Source organism: Paraburkholderia phenazinium, from assembly GCF_900100735.1.
Classification (GTDB): Bacteria; Pseudomonadota; Gammaproteobacteria; order Burkholderiales; family Burkholderiaceae; genus Paraburkholderia; species Paraburkholderia phenazinia.
In genome coordinates this window covers 78,843-100,568 of record NZ_FNCJ01000024.1, presented here as the reverse complement: position 1 = coordinate 100,568, position 21,726 = coordinate 78,843, and the positions used below count along the sequence as shown (strand labels likewise).

Genomic DNA, 21,726 nt, shown 5'->3' with positions numbered 1-21,726 from the left:
CATGTGTAAGGCATGCCGCCAGCGTTCAATCTGAGCCAGGATCAAACTCTTCAGTTCAATTCCTGTTACTGTTTTCGGTTGTTTTACCAACCGGTCGCTCACTCAACGTACTGACGAATGATTAACCTGTCCAGAGACAGGAAAACCTTCCTTTCATTACTGTGTGAGACTTGATACTTTCGCTTGTCGGCAAGCTCCGAAGAACCCACCTCGCGTCGCTATCAAGCGCCCACACTTATCGGCTGTTAATTTTTAAAGATCGATTACGCACTCACCACCGAAACCGCACCAACTTCACCTACCCGGCACCGCTTCGTTCTGCGTCGCTGCATCAGCAGCAGAGAAACGAGATTATGAAGAACTTTCGCTACTTCGTCAACAGGTTTTTTCAACTTCCTGAACCTGCCCACGTCGCCGAAAGCCTTGCCACTGCTGGCTCTCCCGCTTCTCCGCGCTCCGTTTTCCGGAACGCGAAAGAACGAGATTCTAGCGAGCCGACCCTCGCCTTGCAAGCGTTATTTTGAGCATCCCATTTACCGATGCTTGAACACTGGTTTGCGCTTCTCGACGAACGCGGCCATCCCCTCTTTCTGATCCTCAGTCGCGAACAGGGAATGGAACAGTCGGCGTTCAAAGTGCACCCCTTCGGCAAGGGTCGTCTCATAAGCCCGATTCACCGACTCCTTCACCATCATCACAGCGGGCAGCGGGAACTCAGCGATCGTAGTTGCAGCAGCCACCGCTTCCTCCACTAACGACGCAGCAGGAAGCACACGTGACACGAGCCCTGCACGCTCCGCCTCGGCCGCATCCATGAAACGCGCCGTCAAACACAGATCCATCGCCTTCGCCTTCGACACCGCGCGCGGCAACCGTTGCGTACCGCCCGCACCCGGCATGATGCCGAGCTTGATTTCCGGCTGACCGAACTTGGCCGTATCCGCGGCGAAAATGATGTCGCACATCATCGCCAACTCGCAGCCACCGCCGAGCGCGAAGCCCGCAACCGCCGCAATGATGGGCTTGCGGATCGAACGCACGGTTTCCCAGTTGCGCGTGATGTAGTCGCCCTTGTACACATCCATATATGTATAGGTCGCCATCATGCCGATATCTGCACCCGCAGCGAATGCCTTTTCACTACCCGTGATGACGATCGCCCCGATCTCGTCGTCGGCGTCGAACGCCTTCAGCGCCTCGCCCAACTCGTCCATTAGCGCATCGTTAAGCGCATTCAGCGCTTTGGGACGATTCAGGGTCACAAGACCAACCCGCCCACGGGTCTCCACCAGAATATTTTCGTAAGCCATGCAGCCTCCTTTTGTATGAAGAGTGAGTAGCGCGAAAACGCTTCGCGCCGCGATCTTAATAATGCTAAAATTCCCCAACCAACCGGTCGGTCAATTATTCGACAAGGTCTCCCCTCTAACGTTCAGCTCACCTCTCGCCATGACACATCCGCTATTTTCCAAGCACGAAGCCACGCTGCAAAAGGCGCTCGCCGCCATCGAGACGCGCGGCTACTGGAGCCCGTTCGTCGAAATGCCCAGTCCGAAAGTGTACGGGGAAACAGCGAACGCCGACGGCGAAGCAGCATTCAAAGCACACCTGCATCGGACCTTCGAACTCGATCAGCCGAGCACCGGCGAAACCATTGGCGCAGAAGTCTCGCCGTTCGGCTTCCCGCTCGACATCCGCTATCCCAAGGCCGACCCGGATACACTGCTCGCCGCGGCTGCGGATGCACAACGCGCCTGGCGTGCCGCGGGTCCGAAAGCGTGGATCGGCGTAAGCCTCGAAATTCTGGCGCGCGTGAATCGTGCGAGCTTCGAGATTGGTTACAGCGTCATGCACACCACCGGCCAGGCGTTCATGATGGCGTTCCAGGCAGGTGGCCCGCACGCCCAGGACCGCGCGCTCGAGGCCGTTGTCTACGCATGGGACCAGTTGCGCCGCATCCCCGCTGACGCGCACTGGGAAAAGCCACAAGGCAAAAACCCGGCGCTCGCGATGCATAAGCGCTATACGGTCGTTCCGCGCGGCACCGGATTGGTACTGGGCTGCTGCACCTTCCCCACGTGGAACGGTTATCCGGGGCTCTTTGCCGATCTGGCAACGGGCAACACCGTCATCGTCAAGCCCCACCCCGGCGCGATCCTGCCGCTAGCGATCACCGTACGCATCGCCCGCGACGTCTTGCGCGAAGCCGGTTTCGATCCCAACGTCGTGACCCTGCTCGCCACCAACCCGAACGACGGCGCACTGGTTCAGGATCTCGCGCTGCGTCCGGACATCAAGCTGATCGACTTCACCGGCAGCACGCAAAACGGCACCTGGCTTGAGCGCCATGCACACCAGGCGCAGGTGTACACCGAGAAAGCAGGTGTCAACCAGATCGTGATCGACTCGGCCGACGACATCAAGGCCGTCGCGCGGAACATCGCTTTTTCACTGGCGCTCTATTCCGGCCAGATGTGTACCGCGCCGCAAAACATCTACGTGCCGCGCGACGGCATCCGCACCGCGGAAGGTCAGCTCAGCTTCGAAGCAGTCGCCCAGGCTATCGCCGGCGCCGTGCAGAAACTGGTTGCCGACCCAGCGCGCGCCGTCGAACTGCTCGGCGCCATCCAGAATGACGGCGTCGTCCAACGCCTCGATGAAGCAAGCAAGCTAGGCCACGTGCTGGCCGAGAGCCAATCGCTCGAACATCCGGCTTTTGCAGGCGCACGAGTGCGCACACCGCTCGTGCTGCAACTCGACGCCGCTACCGACTCGGCAAAATTCGCCAAGGAATGGTTCGGCCCGATCTCGTTCGTCATCGCCACCGATTCGACGGCGCAGTCTCTGGAACTGGCCGGCAAGCTCGCCGCGGAACACGGTGCACTGACGCTGTCGGTCTACAGCACAGACGAGGCTGTGATCGAAGCCGCTCACGAAGCCTCGATTCGCGGCGGCGTAGCCCTGTCCATCAATCTGACGGGCGGTGTGTTCGTCAACCAGTCTGCCGCGTTCTCCGATTTCCACGGCACCGGAGCAAACCCGGCCGCCAACGCCGCGCTCGCAGATGCTGCATTCGTGGCAAACCGATTCCGCGTCGTTCAAAGTCGCGTTCATGTTGAACCGAAAGCGGCGCCGGTGGCAGTCGGCTAAACGTCATAAGACGGAAAGGGTCGATGCGTCTTAGGCCGTCTGGCCGAATGGCGCACTCGACCTGCCGTCACTAACATGAGACATCGGACCGGCATTCCAGCCCGGTTCGCCATCTGCAGGAACACAGCATGAACGACGCCTTCATCTGCGACGCGATTCGCACCCCATTCGGCCGCTACGGCGGCGCCCTGAAAGATGTCCGTGCCGACGATCTGGGCGCGGTGCCTATCAAGGCACTGATCGAACGCAACCCCGGCGTGGACTGGCGCGCGCTCGACGATGTGATCTACGGCTGCGCGAACCAGGCCGGCGAGGACAATCGCAACGTCGCGCGCATGGCTGCCCTGCTCGCCGGTTTGCCCACCGATGCGCCAGGCGCCACCATCAATCGTCTGTGCGGATCGGGTATGGACGCGGTCGGCACAGCCGCGCGGGCCATCAAGGCAGGTGAAGCGCGCCTGATGATCGCGGGGGGCGTCGAGAGCATGACCCGAGCGCCGTTCGTGATGGGCAAGGCAACTACCGCGTTCTCGCGGCAAGCGGACATTTATGACACGACGATCGGCTGGCGCTTCGTCAACGCGCTGATGAAGCGCGACTTCGGCGTCGACTCGATGCCCGAAACCGCCGAGAACGTCGCGGTCGAATTCGGCGTAAGCCGCGCGGACCAGGACGCGTTCGCCATGCGCAGCCAGCAAAAGGCAGCTCAGGCGCAACGCGACGGCACTCTGGCGCAAGAGATTGTCGCAGTCGAGATAGCCCAGAAGAAAGGCGATCCGGTTCGAGTCACACTCGACGAACATCCTCGCGAGACCTCGCTCGAAGCGCTCGGCAAGCTCAAAGGCGTTGTACGCCCCGACGGTAGCGTCACCGCCGGCAACGCCTCGGGGGTCAATGACGGCGCCTGCGCGCTGCTACTCGCCAATCAGGAGGCGGCAGATCAATACGGGCTGCGCCGTCGCGCACGCGTCATCGGCATGACCACGGCCGGCGTCGAGCCGCGCATCATGGGTATCGGCCCGGCTCCTGCAGCGCAGAAGCTGCTCAAGCAGCTCGGGATGTCGTTCGAACAATTCGACGTTATCGAATTGAACGAAGCCTTCGCATCGCAGGGACTAGCGGTGCTGCGCACGCTTGGCCTGCGCGATGACGATCCGCGCGTGAACCCGAATGGTGGAGCGATCGCGCTCGGCCATCCGCTCGGCGCCTCCGGAGCGCGACTCATCACCACCGCGCTCTATCAGCTCGAACGCGTGAACGGCCGGTTCGCCCTGTGCACGATGTGCATTGGCGTCGGCCAAGGTATCGCACTTGCCATCGAGCGGGTCTGAAGCAACCGGACCCCGCTCACACGCTTTTCAATTGCCTGCAGGAGGAGACAACCGATGTCATATGAAGCGATCCGCGTCGATTTCGACGCTTCGAGCCGCGTCGCCACCCTGACGCTGAGCCGCCCCGACAAGCTCAACAGCTTCACGCGCGCAATGCATCGGGAACTGAGCGCCGCGCTCGATGAAGTGGTCCCCGCAGGCGCGCGAGCCCTTGTGCTGACCGGCGCTGGCCGTGGCTTTTGCGCGGGCCAGGATCTTGCCGACCTCGATTTCACGCCCGGCGCGATGACCGACCTCGGCGAGTTGATCGACCAGCACTTCAACCCGCTGATTCGCCGCCTGCAGGCGTTGCCCCTGCCGGTGATCGCCGCCGTGAACGGCACGGCAGCAGGTGCAGGCGCCAATCTCGCGCTTGCCTGCGATATCGTCCTCGCGGCACGCTCGGCCAGCTTCATCCAGGCATTCGTGAAAATCGGCCTGGTGCCGGATTCGGGCGGTACATGGTTCCTGCCGCAACGTGTCGGCATGGCCCGGGCGCTCGGGCTCGCCCTTACCGGCGACAAGCTCAGCGCCGAAAAAGCCGAAAACTGGGGACTCGTTTGGCAGGTTGTCGACGACGCCGACCTCGCAGCCGTGTCGGCCAAACTCGCCGCCCAGCTCGCCCAGCAACCCACGCGCGCCATCGCCGCAATCAAGCAGGCGATGCGCGCGGGCGTCATGCAAACACTCGATCAGCAGCTCGATCTGGAGCGCGATCTGCAGCGCGAGTTAGGCGAATCCCACGACTACGCAGAAGGGGTGCAAGCCTTCATCGAGAAACGCGCGCCGCGTTTCGAGGGCCGCTAAGATGTCCGCGCACCCCGAACAAGCCGCCGACATCACACCCCGGCCGGAAGGCGGCGGCGCCCTCTCGGCCAACGAACTGGCGCGCGCCACCGCCGAAGCCATGTATGCGGCCGACGCCTGCAGCCGCGCGCTAGGGATCGAACTGCTGGAGGTCCGTCCCGGCTATGCTCGTCTACGCATGGCCGTGCGCCCCGACTTCCTCAACGGCCATCAAATCTGCCACGGCGGCCTGATCTTCACGCTGGCCGATTCCAGCTTCGCGTTCGCCTGCAATAGCTACAACATCCGCACGGTGGCAGCAGGGTGCTCGATCGAGTTTCTTCGTCCGGTACAGGGCGACGACGTACTCACCGCGGAAGCTATCGAACAAACGTTGAGCGGCCGCACCGGCATTTACGACATTCGTGTCACCAATCGCGCGGACGAAACCGTGGCGATGTTTCGCGGCAAATCTGCCCAAATAAGAGGCAGTGTTATTCCAACGGAAAGCTGAACCCGCAGCGCGCACGACACCGGTCCGGTGCCGTCGCGCACGCTGCCATCCATTCTGTAGAAGCAAGGAGACATTCGATGAACACCCCGCTCCCGCTCGAGCCGATCGAAACGGCGAGCCGCGACGAACTCGCCGCACTTCAGCTTGAACGGCTGAAATGGTCGCTCACCCACGCTTATGAGAATTCGCCGGTCTATCGGCGCAAGTTCGATGAGGCTGGCGTCCATCCAGGTGAGGTGAAAACGCTCGCGGACCTGGCCCGCTTCCCGTTCACGACCAAGAGCGATCTGCGCGACAACTACCCATTCGGGATGTTCGCGGTTCCACAGGACCAGGTGTCACGGATTCACGCGTCCTCGGGTACGACCGGCAAGCCGACCGTGGTCGGCTACACGGCGCGCGATATCGACACGTGGGCCAACGTCGTCGCCCGCTCGATTCGCGCAGCCGGCGCACGGCGTGGCGACAAGGTGCACATCAGCTACGGCTACGGCCTGTTCACCGGCGGCCTGGGCGCCCACTACGGCGCAGAACGCGCCGGCCTCACCGTGATCCCCTTCGGCGGCGGCCAAACAGAAAAGCAGGTTCAGCTCATTCAGGATTTCCGCCCCGACATCATCATGGTGACGCCGAGCTACATGCTGTCGATCGCTGACGAGCTCGAACGGCAAGGGATCGACCCGGCGCAATGTTCGTTGCGTATCGGCATCTTCGGGGCCGAGCCTTGGACCAACGACATGCGCAGCGCGATCGAGAAGCGCATGGGCATCGATGCGGTCGACATTTACGGTCTCTCGGAAGTGATGGGTCCGGGCGTCGCGTCGGAATGCATCGAGACCAAAGACGGCCCGACCATCTGGGAAGATCACTTTTACCCGGAGATCATCGATCCGGAAACCGGCGAGGTACTGCCGGACGGCGAACTGGGCGAACTGGTATTCACCTCGTTGACGAAAGAAGCGCTGCCGATCATCCGTTACCGCACCCGCGATCTCACGCGCTTGCTGCCCGGAACCGCGCGCACCATGCGCCGGATGGAGAAAATCACCGGCCGCTCGGACGACATGATGATCGTGCGCGGCGTGAACGTCTTCCCGACGCAGATCGAGGAACTGCTGCTCAAGCAGCACGCCCTCGCACCGCATTATCAGATCGTGCTGACGAAAGAAGGCCCGCTCGATGTGCTGACGCTGAACGTCGAACCCTGCCCTGAAACGGCACCCGACACGACCGCGCTCGCCACAGCAAAGCAGGCGCTGTCCTACGACATCAAGGCGCTGATCGGTATCAGCGCGGTGGTGAATGTGTTGGCGGTGAACGGTATCGAGCGCTCGGTAGGAAAGGCGCGGCGCGTCGTGGACAAGCGTAGGCTGGGCGGTTGAGAAAATTGGAGACGGGGAGCGCCGGCAAGTACGGCCGGCACCGCTGCGGCCGTAGGCGGCACGGCGAGTGCTGCGCGGGTACGCACCCGTCCCCGGACTCGCCTCCTTGCCTCGCTATTCCCGCAAAGTCACGAATTCGGCAACAGCAACCACATCCGCCCGGCCTGCTTCATCTTGCCGGCCAGATCGCCGGCGTCATCGCCCAGGCCCCAGAAGTAATCCGCCCGCACCCCGCCCTTGATCGCCGACCCAGTATCCTGCGCGAATACCAGGCGGTTCATCGGCGAGTTAGTAAGCGGACGGGTTGTCTGCAGAAACACTGGCGTGCCCAGCGGGATCGACGACGGATCGACCGCGATCGAACGTTCCGGCGTCAACGGCACGCCCAACGCGCCAATCGGACCATCCGCGCCACCGCTCGGAATAGTCTCCGCGCCCGGCATCTCGCGGAAAAACACAAAACGCGGATTGGTGTCCAGCAAGTCACCGACGCGAGTCGGATTGGCGCGGGCCCACGCCTTGATCCCCTGCATGGTCGCCTGCGCCGGCGTCAGTTCACCGCGATCGAGCAGCCATCGCCCGATCGACTTGTACGGCTGATTGTTAGTCCCGCCAAAACCGAGCCGCATGACACTGCCGTCTTCCATCACGATGCGCCCCGAGCCTTGCACCTGCAGGAAAAACGCCTCGATCGGGTCGTCGACCCAAACCAGTTCGTTGCCGTTCAGCACGCCCGAGCGCTCGAGTTGCGCGCGGCTCGGCAGTTCGCCGCCAGGACGATAACCTGCCGGCCAGCGGTACAGCGCGGTTTGATACACACCGTGGCGCGTGCGCGAACCGCGCAGCAGCGGCTCGTAATAGCCGGTCACGAGACCGTCGAGCGTGCCGTCGGTATTGGCGAACTGATACGGCGTGAAATACGCTTCAAAGAAAGCGCGCGCGCTCGTCAGATCCAGATCGTCGATCTGCGCTGCCGCGGCACAGGCGCGCTGCCAGTTCGGCTGACGGGCAAGCCGCAGGCAATTCTGCCGCAGCGCCGCCGTCGCCCCGATCAGCGAATCGTCCTGCCAGCCGGGCACCTGCTGCCACGCCACCTGTGTCAGCCGCGCCGAGGCAATCTGCCCAGGGATGATCGCGGCGCCGGTTGGCGGCCCGGAAGGCCGCACCACACCGCCGCCGCCGCACGAAGCCAGCATCACAGCGACCGAAAGCGCCCCCAGCCAGCCGGCGGCGGTGCGGACAAAACGCATACAATGTTCGTTCTTGATGGAAACCGCCATGTCTGATCTGTTCGACGAATACCCGATGCTCATCTTCGCGCTGGAATCGCTAGTCGCGCTCTTCCTGCTGGTTTTCATCGTTGTCTGGACGTCGTCCGGCAAGAAGAAAGCAAACCGCGACAAACAACGCTAAAGCAGTTTAAAGACCGCGCGCAACGCCGCCGGTTCAATGCAGTGTGCGCGGCATGCGCAGCACGAACTCGGGCACCGGCGCTTCGAACCGCTCGCCGTCTTCCGCGACGCAGAAGTACTCCCCACGCATGGTGCCGACGGGCGTCGCAATCACCGCCCAACTCGTATATTCGAATTGCTCGCCCGGTTTGAGCAGCGGCTGGTGGCCGACCACGCCCAGCCCCTTCACTTCCTGCTCGTGCTTGTCGCTATCGGTAATCACCCAATGGCGCGCAATCAGTTGTGCCGGCACCTGACCGCTGTTGCGGATGGTCAGCGTGTAGGCGAACGCATACTGCCGGCGCTCTGGGTCCGACTCGTCGGGCAGGTACTGTACCTGCGCCGCTACGCTGAATTCGTACTGGCTCATCCTGATTCCGGTCTGGTGAAACGATGTCGTCAATCGCTGCGAGAGGCCCGGGCGCCCATGCGGTCAGGCGCGCCGGTAAAGGCCCTACTATGGTTAAGCATTCTGCTTCATGCAAGGCATGCCCGCAACCGGGCAATCCCATCTGGACAAGGCCTGGCGGCCCGCAAGACGGTAAAATGAGGTTTTCCGCCTACCGCCTGCCCCTGCCATGACGCAATTCCGTATTTCCCCCAGCATTCTGTCGGCCGACTTCTCGCGGCTCGGCGAAGAAGTCCGCAACGTCGTCGCTGCCGGCGCCGACTGGATCCACTTCGACGTAATGGACAATCATTACGTGCCGAACCTGACCATCGGCCCGCTGGTTTGCGAGGCGCTGCGCCCGCACGTCGACGTGCCGATCGACGTGCATCTGATGGTGCGCCCCGTCGACCGGATCGTGCCCGATTTCGCCAAAGCCGGCGCCAATGTGATCAGCTTCCATCCTGAGGGCTCGGACCATATCGACCGCACGCTGTCGCTGATCCGCGACCACGGCTGCAAGGCTGGCCTCGTGTTCAATCCGGCCACCTCGCTGAACTATCTGGATCACGTGATGGACAAGGTCGATCTGGTGCTGATCATGTCGGTGAATCCGGGTTTCGGCGGCCAGTCGTTCATTCCCGAAGCGCTCAACAAACTGCGCGAAGCACGCAAGCGCATCGACGCGTACAACGAAAAAACCGGCCGCGAGATCCATCTCGAAGTCGACGGCGGCGTGAAGATCGACAACATCGCCGAAATCGCGGCGGCGGGTGCGGACACCTTCGTGGCAGGCTCGGCGATCTTCGGCAAGCACGACTACAAGTCGGTGATCGACCAGATGCGCGCCGAACTGGCCAAAGTCGAGCAACGCGCATGACGGCAAGCGCCACGTCGCCTTCGTCCTCATACTCGTCCTTTCCGGCGCCGGTCTTCACTGGCCCGCGCCTGCTGGCAGCGATCATCGACCTCGACGGCACGATGATCGACACCGCGGACGACTTCACGGCCGGCCTGAACGGCATGCTCGCCCAGCTCGACGCGGCGGAAACGTCACGCGAGGAAGTGGTGGGTTATGTCGGCAAGGGTTCGGAACACCTGATCCGCAGTGTGCTGGCGCCGCGCTTTGAAGCGAGCCACGCGCAGGACCGTTTCGACGAGGCGCTCGCCATCTACCAGGAAGAGTACGCCAGGATCAACGGCCGCCATACGCGGCTGTACCCTGACGTCGAAGCCGGCCTGATCGCCATGCGTGACGCCGGCCTCAACCTCGCGTGCGTCACCAACAAGCCGCACCGCTTCGCCGTGGAGCTGCTCGAGCAATATGGGCTGATCGGCTATTTCAGCGTGGTGCTCGGCGGCGACAGCCTGGAAAAAAAGAAGCCCGATCCGCTGCCGATGCTGACCGCCTGCGCGCAGTTGCAGGTCGCTCCCGAGGCCGCCGTGGCAATCGGCGATTCGGAAAACGACGCGCTGGCCGGCCGCGCAGCGGGCATGGCAACCCTCACCGTCCCCTACGGCTACAACCATGGCCAGGCTATACAAACAATAAAATCGGATGGTATAGTTGCCTCGCTGCTCGAGGCCGCCAAGGCCATCGCAGCGCACCCTACATCGACCTAACAAGTCCTTCATCCTCATGTTTCTGAACAAAAAACGGAGTCTGAGCAGCATCGACCGGGGAGCCTGGCCCTGGCGTCGCTGGTCGCGCTAACCTCTCCTGAGGTACGCTGAAGCTCGTCTTCGGCACCGTTTTTTGCTTCGCTGCGCTCACGCGCCTTTCCCAGCAGTTTTCGTCGCATCGGTTCATGCGGCCGTCGTGTACCTCGAGTACCGTGGCACGCCCGTACCTTTTACATGCTTCGCGGGAAAGCTCGCGCCGGTTGGCCTAACCTTGTCTTTAAGACGACCCAGTCTCGTCTAACCGGCCACAGGCAGCGCATCGCCCCGCTTTGTCCGTCGCACGCCGCGCACGGACCTATGAACAGGATCGGAACATGACCGAACTCGAATTCCAGTCCCTCGCGAACGAGGGCTACAACCGCATCCCGCTGATCGCCGAAGCGCTCGCCGACCTCGAAACGCCGCTCTCCCTATACCTGAAGCTCGCGCAGCCCGAGCGCAATGGCGCCAACTCGTTCCTGCTGGAATCGGTGGTGGGCGGCGAACGGTTCGGCCGCTATTCGTTCATTGGCCTGCCGGCGCGCACCGTACTGCGCACCCGCAACGGCGTGTCGGAAGTGGTGCGGGACGGCAAGGTCGTCGAAACCCACGAAGGCGATCCGCTCGAATTCATCCAGCAGTTCCAGGGCCGTTTCAAGGTCGCCCAGCGCCCGGGCCTGCCACGTTTTGCGGGCGGCCTGGCCGGCTACTTCGGCTATGACGCGGTGCGCTACATCGAGAAAAAGCTCGCGCACAGCGCGCCGCCGGATGATCTGAACCTGCCCGATATCCAGTTGCTGCTGACCGAAGAAGTGGCGGTAATCGATAACCTCGCCGGCAAGCTGTATCTGGTGGTCTACGCAGACCCGACCACGCCCGAAGCTTACACCCGTGCCAAGCAGCGTCTGCGCGACCTGCGCCAGCGTCTGCGCACCACCGTTCAGCCGCCGGTGACTTCCGCCAGCGTGCGCACCGAGATCTACCGCGAATTCGCCAAAGACGATTACCTGGCCGCCGTGCGTAAGGCCAAGGAGTACATCGCCGCCGGCGAACTGATGCAGGTCCAGGTTGGCCAACGTCTGACGAAACCGTATCGCGACAATCCCCTTTCCCTGTACCGCGCGCTGCGTTCGCTGAACCCGTCGCCCTACATGTACTACTACAACTTCGGCGACTTCCACGTGGTCGGCGCGTCGCCGGAAATTCTGGTGCGCCAGGAAAAGCGCGGCGAAGACCGGATCGTCACGATCCGTCCGCTCGCCGGCACCCGCCCGCGAGGCAACACGCCGGAGCGCGATGCCGAGCTTGCCACCGAACTGCTGAACGACCCGAAGGAAATCGCCGAGCACGTCATGCTGATCGACCTCGCGCGTAACGACGTGGGCCGAATCGCGCAGATCGGCTCGGTGACCGTCACCGACAAGATGGTGATCGAGAAGTACTCGCACGTACAGCACATCGTGAGCTCGGTCGAAGGCAAGCTGAAACCCGGCACCACCAATTTCGACGTGCTGCGCGCCACCTTCCCGGCCGGCACGCTCTCGGGCGCGCCGAAGGTGCGGGCGATGGAACTGATCGACGAACTCGAACCGGTCAAGCGCGGACTGTACGGTGGTGCGGTCGGCTACCTGTCGTTCACCGGCGAAATGGATCTGGCCATCACGATCCGCACCGGCGTGATCAGCAACGGCAATCTGTATGTGCAGGCGGCAGCGGGTATCGTCGCGGATTCGGTGCCCGAATCCGAATGGCAAGAGACCGAAAACAAGGCGCGCGCTGTGCTGCGCGCCGCCGAGCAGGTGCAAGACGGCCTCGATAGCGACTTCTGACCGGAGACAGACCATGCTGCTGATGATCGACAACTACGACTCATTCACCTACAACCTGGTCCAGTACTTCGGCGAACTCGGCGAAGACGTACGGACCTATCGCAACGACGAAATCACGCTGGACGAAATCGCGAAGCTCAACCCGGCGCGGATTTGCCTGTCGCCCGGACCGAGCAACCCGCAACACGCCGGCATCACGCTCGACGTGCTGCGCGAGTTCTCCGGCAAAACGCCGATTCTCGGCGTGTGCCTCGGCCATCAGGCGATCGGCGAGGCGTTCGGCGGCCGCGTCGTGCGTGCGCAGACCATCATGCACGGCAAGGTGAGCACCATCGAAACCGACTGCAAAGGTGTCTTCGCCGACCTGCCGAAACATTTCGCCGTGACGCGTTACCACTCGCTCGCCATCGAGCGCGAATCGCTGCCCGATTGCCTCGAAGTATCCGCGTGGACCGAGGACGGCGAGATCATGGGCGTGCGTCACAAGGAACTGGCCGTCGAAGGCGTGCAGTTTCACCCGGAATCGATCCTCTCCGAACACGGCCATGCCTTGCTCGAGAATTTCGTGAAGCAGTCGAAGCTGGTGTCCGCGCGCCGCAGCGCTTGATCAACCGAGGCGAAATCATGTCGATTACCCCCCAGGAAGCGCTGCAACGCACGATCGAGCACCGCGAAATTTTCCACGACGAGATGCTGCACCTGATGCGCCTCATCATGCGCGGCGAGCTCTCGCCGGTGATGGCGGCCGCGATCATTACGGGACTGCGCGTCAAAAAAGAGACCATCGGCGAGATCACCGCGGCCGCCACGGTGATGCGCGAGTTCTCCCGGCACGTCGAAGTGCAGGACAACTCGAACTTTGTCGATATCGTCGGGACCGGCGGCGACGGTTCGCACACCTTCAATATCTCGACGGCGACCATGTTCGTGACGGCAGCAGCCGGTGCGAAAGTAGCGAAGCACGGCAATCGCGGCGTGTCGAGCAAGTCGGGTAGCGCGGATGTGCTCGAAGCGCTCGGCGTCAATATCGATCTGCAGCCCGAACAGGTGGCGGCTTCAATTGCCGAAACCGGCATGGGCTTCATGTTCGCGCCGAATCATCATCCGGCGATGAAGAACATCGCGCCGGTGCGCCGTGAACTCGGCGTGCGGACCATCTTCAACATCCTCGGACCGCTGACCAACCCGGCCAGCGCGCCGAACCAGTTGATGGGCGTATTCCACGCGGACCTCGTCGGCATCCAGGTACGCGTGATGCAGCGCCTCGGCGCCAAGCACGTGCTCGTGGTGTACGGCATGGACGGGATGGACGAAGTCTCGTTGGGCGCGGCGACGCTGGTCGGCGAATTGCGCGACGGCGAGGTGCGCGAGTACGAGATTCACCCCGAAGACTTCGGCATGCAGATGGTGTCGAACCGCACGCTGAAAGTGGCCGACGCCGGCGAATCCAAGCTGATGCTGCTCGAAGCGCTCGACAACAAGCCGGGCGTGGCGCGCGAAATCGTCACGCTGAACGCGGGCACCGCACTCTACTCCGCCAACGTCGCGGCATCGATTGCCGACGGCATCGAACTGGCGCGCGAAGCGATCGCGAGCGGCAAGGCGCGGGCAAAGGTCGACGATCTGGTTCGCTTCACCCAGCAATTCAAGCACTAAATTCTGTATCGGGACACCTATGAGCGACATTCTGGAACGCATCATCGACGTTAAGCGCCAAGAGGTCCGCGCGGCGGAACTGAGCGCACCGCTCGAAGAGCTGCGCCTCGAAGCCTCGGCGCGCGACAAGCGCGACTTTGTCGGAGCGCTGCGCGCCAAACATGCCGCGGGTCAAGCTGCGGTGATCGCCGAAGTGAAGAAGGCAAGCCCATCCAAGGGCGTGCTGCGCGAGCATTTCGTGCCCGCTGACATCGCGCGTTCGTACGCCAAGCATGGCGCGGCGTGCCTGTCCGTCCTCACCGACGTGCAATTTTTCCAGGGCAGCACTGCCTATCTGAAAGAAGCGCGCGCCGCCTGCGACCTGCCGGTGCTACGCAAAGACTTCATCATCGATCCGTACCAGATCGTCGAAGCGCGCGCGATGGGCGCCGACGCGATCCTGCTGATCGCCGTCGCGCTCGAAACCTCGCAGATGCAGGATCTCGAAGCGTTCGCGCATTCGCTGGGGCTCGCCGTGCTCGTCGAAGTGCATGACAAGAACGAGCTGATGGAAGCGCTCACCTTGAAGACACCGCTGATCGGCATCAACAACCGCAATCTGCGCACCTTCGAAACGTCGATCGACACCACAATCGACATGCTCGAGTCGATCCCCGAAGATCGCATCGTCGTGACCGAGTCGGGCATCCTCTCGCGCGTCGATGTGGAGCGCCTGCGCCAGATGGACGTGCATACCTTCCTCGTCGGCGAAGCGTTCATGCGTGCCGAAGAACCGGGCGCGGAACTTGCGCGGATGTTTTTCTAAGCTGACTGGGAAAACAGCCGCCATGGGTATCGAACGTGAAATCAAGCTGACGCTGCCGGCTGACCAGGTCAGCGCGGCGACGCAGTGGTTCATCGCACGCGCCGGCACTGCGGGACACCCGGTGGCACTCGCCAACATCTACTTCGATACGCCGGAGTTGACGCTGGCGCGCTCGAAAAGCGCGCTGCGCCTGCGCCATACGCCGGACGGCTGGCTGCAGACCTTCAAGACTGCGGGCAATGCGACGGCAGGCATGCATAGCCGGCACGAGTGGGAAATGCCGATAGCCGGTGAGGCACTGGAAATCGATACGCTGCTGCAGGCCTGTGACGAACCCACCGTGGCCGCCGCGCTGCGTGGGGCCGCGCCGGACCTGATCGAACTGTTCCGCACCGATTTCACCCGCACGCTGTGGCAAGTGGCCAGTCACGGCGCCACGATTGAAGCGGCGATCGATCAGGGCGACGTGATCGCCGAGGTCAACGGTGAGACGCGCCGCGCGCCGATTCTCGAAGTCGAACTGGAATTGAAGAGTGGTGACGAAGCGGCGCTGTATGCGCTAGCCGACGAACTCTGTGCCCAAGTGCCTGGCCTCGCGCCGGACAACGTCAGCAAGGCTCAACGCGGCTATCGGCTGCGCGAGCAATAAAAACCACGCGGCACGACAGGCGCCAGACACCAGGCGGCTGGCGCGACGCAGCAGTACGGCCTGCCGTGCGTCTTGAGCTACGCCCCGTTTGCTGCGACACTTGCGCGTCATGACCTCTGCCTCCCGAACCCGTTCCCCGTCGTCGCAAGCCTCATTGTTTAGCGACGAGTCGTCCGACCAACCCGCTGTCGTACCGCAAACGCCGTCCGCGTCAGCCACGCCGTCGACGCCAACGCCTACCCCCTCGCTCGAAGCCCAGTTCGACGCACTGCCGCCGGCATGGCGAGCGCATCTGCGACCGTTCATTGAGAGCGACGCTTACGCGCCACTGTGCCGCTTCGTCGACGGCGAACGCGCCGCAGGCAAGACGGTTTATCCCGCGGACGTATTCCGCGCGCTTCGCCTCACCAGCCCGGACGACGTCAAAGTCGTCATCCTGGGCCAGGACCCGTACCACGGCGAAGACCGCGGCACGCCGCAAGCTCACGGGTTGGCGTTTTCAGTGCCGCCGGCAGTGCGTCCGCCGCCGTCGCTGCGCAACATCTTCAAGGAAATTGCCGCCAGTCTGGGGCACCAGCCGCCGCAACACGGCTGCCTCGATGCCTGGGCCAAACAGGGTGTGCTGCTGCTGAACACAGTGCTGACCGTCGAGCGCGACGCAGCGGCGAGCCACGCCAAGCGCGGCTGGGAAAAATGCACCGACACGCTGATCCACGAACTGGCGCTGCGCCATGACGGACTGGTGTTCATGCTGTGGGGTGCACATGCGCAGGCCAAGCGGGCGCTGCTCGGCGGTAAGGCGCATTACGTGCTGGAGGCGCCGCATCCGTCGCCCCTGTCCGCGCACCGAGGCTTTCTCGGCTGCGGGCACTTCGCGCGAGCCAATGAGTATCTGACGGAGCACAAGCGTCAGCCAATCGACTGGCGCCTGCCCGACGAAGCGCAGACGCTCGCTTAGGCTTAGACGCAACGCAAAAACAAAAACGCCACGGAAGCCCATCCCGTGGCGTTTTTTCTGCTCCGCAACGCGCGGACCGCTACCGCTCGATCCTTACGCAGCAGCGATCGCTTCGCGTGCGCCAGCCAGGGCGGCGCTAGCGGCGTCCGGGCCCATGTTCAGGCCTTCAGCGTAGATGAAGTTCACGTCGGTCATGCCGAGGAAGCCGAGGAAGCTCTTCAGATACGGCGTCTGGCTATCGTTCGGGGTGCCGAGATACTTGCCGCCGCGTGCCGAAACCACGAACACCTTCTTGCCCTTCACAAGGCCTTCCGGACCGTTCGCCGTGTACTGGAACGTGATGCCAGCGCGAGCGATGAAGTCGAAGTACGTCTTCAGTTGCGACGAGATGCCGAAGTTGTACATCGGCGCGCCGATCACAACGACATCAGCGGCTTGCAGTTCGGCGATCAGCGCTTCGCTGCGTGCAGCGATGGCGGCTTGTTCCGGGGTGCGCTGGTCGGCCGGCGTGAAGAATGCGCCGAGGACTTCGTCGTCCAGATGCGGCAGCGGTTCAGCTTGCAGGTTACGGACGACGACTTGCGCGCCCGGTTGCGACTTTTGCAGCTTTTCGGTCAGTTCGTTGACGAGCAGCGTCGAGTTCGCGCCTTGCGAGCGGGCTGCCGAGTTGATTTGCAGAATCGTGGTCATGGTTGACTCCAGTTGGGGCGCGCAGTGTTGCGCGAGTGGAGCCATTGTGTTTTTTTACTGGGCCGCGAAAAAGCCATCCAGCAGCGACGGATTGTTGCAAGGGTAGAACAATCCGCCGCCGAATCTCGGGATTTAAGCGGTCCGCACCTCGATTTGACCTGCTTTAGCCTGCCAGCCAGCGCTCGCGCCAGTTGCGCGCGGCCGTGCGCTTGTCCGTGACGCTGAGCGCGTAACGGGCCACCTCAGGCCCGTCCAGCTTGACCTGGGCGGTGCGCAACTCGTCGCGACGGAACGCGTGCACTTCCACTTTCGCGCCCGGCAGGTAACGCGAGAGCAGCGAATCAAGATTCGAGCCAGTGACACGCAGGCCGTCGATCGCCACCAGCACGTCGCCCGCCGACAGGCCAGCTTTCTGCGCCGCGCTGCCATCATGCACCGCGGCGAGCGTGCAATCCGCACCGCCACGCACGCGCGCACCCAGCGATGGCTTGGCGTTCTTGTCGGCCTCGGGCGCGAGCGAAATGCCGAACGGCTCGAGCAGCGTCTCGAGTGGCAGATCGCGCGTGCTGCGCACCGCGTGTTCGAACAGCGCACCCAACTCGGCGCCGGTTGCCTCGGCAAAAATCGCCTCGACCTCATCCTCTTCAACGCCAACCGGCTTGCCGCGATAGAAATCGCGTCCGAAACGCTGCCACAGCAGACGCATCACGTCGTCGAGGGACTTGCGGTTGTTGGTCTGCGCACGAATCGTCAGATCAAACGCCAACGCGACCAGCGAGCCCTTGGTGTAGTAGCTGACAATCGCGTTCGGCGCATTCTCGTCCTGCCGGTAGTACTTGACCCAGGCATCGAACGAGCTTTCGGCGACAGTCTGCTTCAGACGGCCGCTGCCGCGCATCACACCGCCCACCACCTTGCCGAGCAGCCCGAAATACTCTTCCTGTGTGATCAGACCGCTGCGCACCAGGATCAGATCGTCGTAATACGACGTGAATCCTTCGAACAGCCACAGCAGCGAGGTGTAATTCTCGCGCGTCAGGTCGTACGGCGCGAAGGCGGCCGGCTTGATGCGCTTGACGTTCCAGGTATGGAAGTACTCATGGCTGCACAGGCCCAGGTAGGTCCGATAACCTTCCGTGGTCTGCGGGCGGCCTTCAACGGGCAGATCGGTGCGGTTGCAGATCAACGCAGTCGATGCGCGATGTTCGAGGCCGCCGTAGCCGTCGCTGACGGCCTGGGTCATGAAGACATAGCGGTCCATCGGCGCCTTCTTCGACTTCGGCTCGAACAAGGCGATCTGCGCTTCGCAGATGCGCTTCAGGTCGGCGGCGAGGCGTTCCATATCGAGTGCCACGACGCGGCCGGCGATCACGATGTCGTGCGGCACGCCATGGGCCTTGAAGGTCGCCAGCGCGAATTCACCAAGCGTGACCGGATGGTCGGCCAGTTCGTCGTAGTTCTGCGCCGTGTACTCGCCGAAGCCGTAGCGCTTGGTGCCGCGCGCCTCCGGCAGCGCCGTGGCAACGCGCCAGCTCCGGTAAGCCGGGCCGGCCGGCTTCTGGATGTCGACCACGCACTGCACCTCCTCGTGACCCACCGCGGCGAGGAACATGCTGGTGGCGTTAAAGAAGCCAGTCGTATCGTCCAGATGCGCGGCCCGCACCGACATATCCCACGCGTATACCTCGTAGCGCAGCGTCAGTGCGCCGTTGACCGGCGCGGCCTGCCACGTCTGCTTGTCGGTCTTTTCGACGCGCACCTTGCGACCCGCTTCGTTGAACGCGCGCAGCGTCACGATGTTGCGGGCAAATTCACGCACCATATAACTGCCGGGAATCCACACCGGCAGCATGAAGCGCTGACCGGACGGATCAGGATTGGCAACGGTGACGGTGACTTCAAACAGGTGAGCGGCAGGTTGCTTCGGAACGATGCTGTAGCGGATCGGCTTCATCGGCGAGGTAGGTTATAAGAATGGGGGTCCAGAAACGGCAGGAGGCGCAAAGTGCGCCTCCTGTCTGACAGTGCGGGCAGTTTAGTGCACCGCAGCGAGTTCCTTGTCCAGCCGGTCGGCTGGCACGGCGCCCGGCAGGCGGCGGCCATCGGCGAGGAACACGGTCGGCGTGCCGTCCACGTTCATGGCGTGGCCGAGGGCGAGATTCTTGTCGATGGCAGCGGTGTCGCAGGTGCCGGCGGCGGTCGGCGCCTGATGGTCCTGCATCCACGATTCCCAGGCCTTGGCGCGATCCGACGAGCACCAGATCGACTTCGACTTCACGGTCGAATCCGGCGACAACACCGGGTACAGGAAGGTGTACACGGTGACGTTGTCGATCGACTTCAGCGTGGTTTCGAGCTGCTTGCAATACGGGCAGTTCGGATCCGAAAACACCGCTATCTTGCGGCTGCCGTTGCCCTTCACCACTTTCACCGCGTTCGCGAACGGCAGGCTCGCAAAGTCGATGCGGTTGGTTTCGGCCAGGCGCGCTTCGGTCAGATTCTTGCGGGTCTTGGCATCGACGATATCGCCGAGCACCAGGTAGTCGCCGGTTGCATCGCTATAGACGATCTGCGTACCGAGATTCACCTCGTAGAGCCCCGCGATCGGCGACTTCGAAATGCTCTTGATGGTCGCGTCGTCACCGAGGCGGGCCTGCAAGGTGGCCTTGAGTTTGTCGGTAGCCTGGTCGGCCTGCGCGGAGCAGCCAAGCGTCGCGACGGCGACGGTCAAGGCGAGCGCGGCGATTCGGAGGTGCTTTTTCATACTGTATTCCCTGGTTCATTCGAATCCGCGTTACGCGTCTTCTGTCGACCGGAGTTAGCGCTTTAGCGCTTACTCCGGTCCCATGCAAAGCTCTGTGTACATCTCGGACAGGCGTGCAGCCCATCAGTTCATCATACCCGCGCCTGGCACGGCCGGATGTCTGCCGCCTAACCCAACGCCGCCGAAACGAGCCAGCGCTTGATCAGCGGCTGTGCTCCGACGAAAGCCATGCCGGTGTTGCGCAACACGCGGGCGACCGGGCCCGGGACGGAAAACAGCTTTTGCAGACCGTCGGTGGCAACCATCAGCGCGCGGATGTCTTCACGGCGCGCCCGTTCGTAGCGGCGCAGCAGCACGGTGTCGCCGAGGTCGCGGAACGCTTCCTTGCCGGCGATCGTATCGGCGAGCGCCGCCACATCGCGCAGTCCAAGGTTCATGCCTTGGCCCGCGAGCGGATGAATCAGGTGCGCGGCATCGCCCACCAGCGCGACGCGCGGCGCGACGAGCCGGTCGACGGTTTGCAGGGCGAGCGGAAAGCCCTTCGCCGGCGTCACGCAGTCGAGCGCGCCTACCTGAGCGCCGGTCACGCGTTCGACTTCCGCAGCAAGCTGCGCCGGATCGAGTGCGAGCAGTTCGTCTGCATGCTCGGTGCGCGCCGACCAGACGAGCGACACGTGTCCGTCAGGCAGCGGCAGCAGCGCGATGATCTCGCCGTCCCGGAACCACTGGTATGCCGTTTCGCCGTGCGGCTTTTCGGCCTTGAAGTTGGCGACCACGCCGGTTTGCCTGTAGTCGCGGCGGATCACCTTCGAGCCGATCTGCGCGCGCACCCACGAATGGGCGCCGTCCGCGCCGACCACCAGATCCGCTTCGAGCACCTTGCCGTTAGCAAGCCCGATCGTCGCGCCGCCCGGCTTCACATCGAGCCCCTGAGCGCGCGAGTCGACCCATTCCAGATTGGGCTGGAAGCGCAGCGCGGCGTCGAGCGCGCGCTCGATCAGCGACGATTCCGCAATCCACGCCAACTGCGGCACGGAAGCCTGAAACGCGGAGAAGTGCAACTCGGCATGGGCGTCGCCGTAAACCCGCATGTCGTAGACGGGGCCAAGGCGCGACGTGTCGAGCGCCTGCCAGACGCGCAGGCGTTCCAGCAGGGCCAGGGAACTGGAGGACAGCGCGTAGACCCGCGCGTCGAAGGCCGAGCCGGCGGGCAGCGGAGCGCACGGTTGCGCGAGCAGCGCCACGCGCAGGCCGCCCTGCGTCAACGCGAGCGCCGCAGTCTTGCCGACGAGCCCGCCGCCGATCACGGCGACGTCAAAGGTCTGGAGGTGAGCAGTCATGCTCGCATTATAGCTGCGGGGGGTGGCGGGGCCGGATCGACGCAGGCGGCTTTTGAGCTAGCGCAGGTGGCGGCTTTCGGGGCTCGATGCGCGCACGAAATCCCCGGGATCACCCGTGGCCGGGCGCCCGCGGTGACGCAGGCCCGGCGGTCGATCGAGCCAAGCGTGCGAGGGCAGCGCCGGACAGGGTTACAATTGCGGTTTCCGGTGATCCACGTCACGCACAAGACGTGCCGCCTGCGCTGCGAGATCCGGCATTGTCCCGCTCAATCCGAGGACACTGCCCGGCGCGCCAGGCCCAGCCACAGGGGCTGTCCGTGCGCCCCGGTCGA

General features: G+C 63.3%; 20 protein-coding genes. 13 read left to right on the top strand and 7 right to left on the bottom strand.

All coding sequences use genetic code 11. The annotated features are described in order from the left end of the window. Positions 1-533: 533 nt before the first annotated feature. Positions 534-1,310 carry an enoyl-CoA hydratase gene (locus tag BLQ92_RS34530; RefSeq protein ID WP_090693842.1) on the bottom strand — a complete coding sequence of 259 codons (777 nt, stop codon included), beginning with the start codon at positions 1,308-1,310 and terminating at the stop codon, positions 534-536. A 139-nt stretch (positions 1,311-1,449) separates the two neighbouring features. On the opposite strand from BLQ92_RS34530, the gene paaN reads away from it, so the two are divergent. The 5 genes from paaN (at position 1,450) to paaK (ending at position 7,202) form a co-directional block, all read left to right on the top strand. Beyond that, the gene (paaN, locus tag BLQ92_RS34525; protein WP_090693840.1) at positions 1,450-3,150 is read left to right on the top strand and encodes a phenylacetic acid degradation protein PaaN; all 1,701 of its coding nucleotides are present in this window, start codon (positions 1,450-1,452) and stop codon (positions 3,148-3,150) included. Positions 3,151-3,278: 128 nt separating this feature from the next. Continuing rightward, entirely contained in the window at positions 3,279-4,481 is a 1,203-nt protein-coding gene (gene pcaF, locus BLQ92_RS34520) for a 3-oxoadipyl-CoA thiolase (RefSeq protein WP_090693836.1), read from the top strand. 54 nt (positions 4,482-4,535) lie between these two features. Next, positions 4,536-5,327, top strand: a complete 792-nt coding sequence (gene paaG, locus BLQ92_RS34515; protein ID WP_090693833.1) for a 2-(1,2-epoxy-1,2-dihydrophenyl)acetyl-CoA isomerase PaaG — start codon at positions 4,536-4,538, stop codon at positions 5,325-5,327. 1 nt (position 5,328) lies between these two features. Beyond that, positions 5,329-5,820 (top strand): hydroxyphenylacetyl-CoA thioesterase PaaI, encoded by a 492-nt coding sequence (gene paaI / locus BLQ92_RS34510; protein WP_090693829.1) that lies wholly within the window; start codon positions 5,329-5,331, stop codon positions 5,818-5,820. A gap of 77 nt (positions 5,821-5,897) precedes the next feature. Then, on the top strand, positions 5,898-7,202 hold the full coding sequence (gene paaK, locus BLQ92_RS34505) for a phenylacetate--CoA ligase PaaK (protein WP_090693825.1): 1,305 nt from the start codon (positions 5,898-5,900) through the stop codon (positions 7,200-7,202). A 128-nt stretch (positions 7,203-7,330) separates the two neighbouring features. Here paaK and mltA read toward each other — a convergent pair whose 3' ends face one another. Together mltA and apaG are read right to left on the bottom strand one after the other, a co-directional pair. Further along, positions 7,331-8,560 carry a murein transglycosylase A gene (mltA, locus tag BLQ92_RS34500; protein ID WP_090693867.1) on the bottom strand — a complete coding sequence of 410 codons (1,230 nt, stop codon included), beginning with the start codon at positions 8,558-8,560 and terminating at the stop codon, positions 7,331-7,333. An 88-nt stretch (positions 8,561-8,648) separates the two neighbouring features. After that, the gene (apaG, locus tag BLQ92_RS34495) at positions 8,649-9,023 is read right to left on the bottom strand and encodes a Co2+/Mg2+ efflux protein ApaG (RefSeq protein WP_074262575.1); all 375 of its coding nucleotides are present in this window, start codon (positions 9,021-9,023) and stop codon (positions 8,649-8,651) included. 208 nt (positions 9,024-9,231) lie between these two features. On the opposite strand from apaG, the gene rpe reads away from it, so the two are divergent. The 8 genes from rpe to BLQ92_RS34455 all read left to right on the top strand — a co-directional run bounded on the left by rpe (position 9,232) and on the right by BLQ92_RS34455 (position 16,600). Then, a complete protein-coding gene (gene rpe, locus BLQ92_RS34490) occupies positions 9,232-9,921 on the top strand; it encodes a ribulose-phosphate 3-epimerase (RefSeq protein ID WP_090693821.1) in 690 nt (229 codons plus the stop codon). Further along, on the top strand, positions 9,918-10,664 hold the full coding sequence (locus BLQ92_RS34485) for a phosphoglycolate phosphatase (RefSeq protein WP_090693818.1): 747 nt from the start codon (positions 9,918-9,920) through the stop codon (positions 10,662-10,664). The genes rpe and BLQ92_RS34485 overlap by 4 nt, the downstream gene beginning before the upstream one ends. Positions 10,665-11,038: 374 nt before the next feature. Further along, positions 11,039-12,532 (top strand): anthranilate synthase component I, encoded by a 1,494-nt coding sequence (trpE, locus tag BLQ92_RS34480; protein WP_090693815.1) that lies wholly within the window; start codon positions 11,039-11,041, stop codon positions 12,530-12,532. Positions 12,533-12,545: 13 nt separating this feature from the next. Then, a complete protein-coding gene (locus tag BLQ92_RS34475; protein WP_090693810.1) occupies positions 12,546-13,139 on the top strand; it encodes an aminodeoxychorismate/anthranilate synthase component II in 594 nt (197 codons plus the stop codon). A 17-nt stretch (positions 13,140-13,156) separates the two neighbouring features. Beyond that, entirely contained in the window at positions 13,157-14,188 is a 1,032-nt protein-coding gene (gene trpD, locus BLQ92_RS34470) for an anthranilate phosphoribosyltransferase (protein WP_090693805.1), read from the top strand. A gap of 19 nt (positions 14,189-14,207) precedes the next feature. Next, positions 14,208-14,993, top strand: coding sequence for an indole-3-glycerol phosphate synthase TrpC (trpC, locus tag BLQ92_RS34465; protein WP_090693800.1), 786 nt, complete (start codon positions 14,208-14,210; stop codon positions 14,991-14,993). A gap of 22 nt (positions 14,994-15,015) precedes the next feature. Beyond that, on the top strand, positions 15,016-15,642 hold the full coding sequence (locus BLQ92_RS34460) for a CYTH domain-containing protein (RefSeq protein ID WP_090693797.1): 627 nt from the start codon (positions 15,016-15,018) through the stop codon (positions 15,640-15,642). A 109-nt stretch (positions 15,643-15,751) separates the two neighbouring features. Further along, positions 15,752-16,600 (top strand): uracil-DNA glycosylase, encoded by an 849-nt coding sequence (locus BLQ92_RS34455; RefSeq protein ID WP_090693793.1) that lies wholly within the window; start codon positions 15,752-15,754, stop codon positions 16,598-16,600. Positions 16,601-16,693: 93 nt separating this feature from the next. On the opposite strand, the gene BLQ92_RS34450 is transcribed toward BLQ92_RS34455, so the two are convergent. From BLQ92_RS34450 to BLQ92_RS34435, 4 genes are all read right to left on the bottom strand, one after another. Beyond that, the gene (locus BLQ92_RS34450; protein WP_090693788.1) at positions 16,694-17,290 is read right to left on the bottom strand and encodes an FMN-dependent NADH-azoreductase; all 597 of its coding nucleotides are present in this window, start codon (positions 17,288-17,290) and stop codon (positions 16,694-16,696) included. 163 nt (positions 17,291-17,453) lie between these two features. Then, the gene (locus BLQ92_RS34445) at positions 17,454-19,244 is read right to left on the bottom strand and encodes a M61 family metallopeptidase (protein WP_090693785.1); all 1,791 of its coding nucleotides are present in this window, start codon (positions 19,242-19,244) and stop codon (positions 17,454-17,456) included. 81 nt (positions 19,245-19,325) lie between these two features. Beyond that, a complete protein-coding gene (locus BLQ92_RS34440; protein ID WP_090693780.1) occupies positions 19,326-20,054 on the bottom strand; it encodes a DsbC family protein in 729 nt (242 codons plus the stop codon). Between the two features lie 167 nt (positions 20,055-20,221). Then, positions 20,222-21,394: a UbiH/UbiF family hydroxylase gene (locus BLQ92_RS34435; protein ID WP_090693777.1), complete on the bottom strand. Its 1,173-nt coding sequence runs from the start codon at positions 21,392-21,394 to the stop codon at positions 20,222-20,224. Between the last annotated feature and the right edge of the window lie 332 nt (positions 21,395-21,726).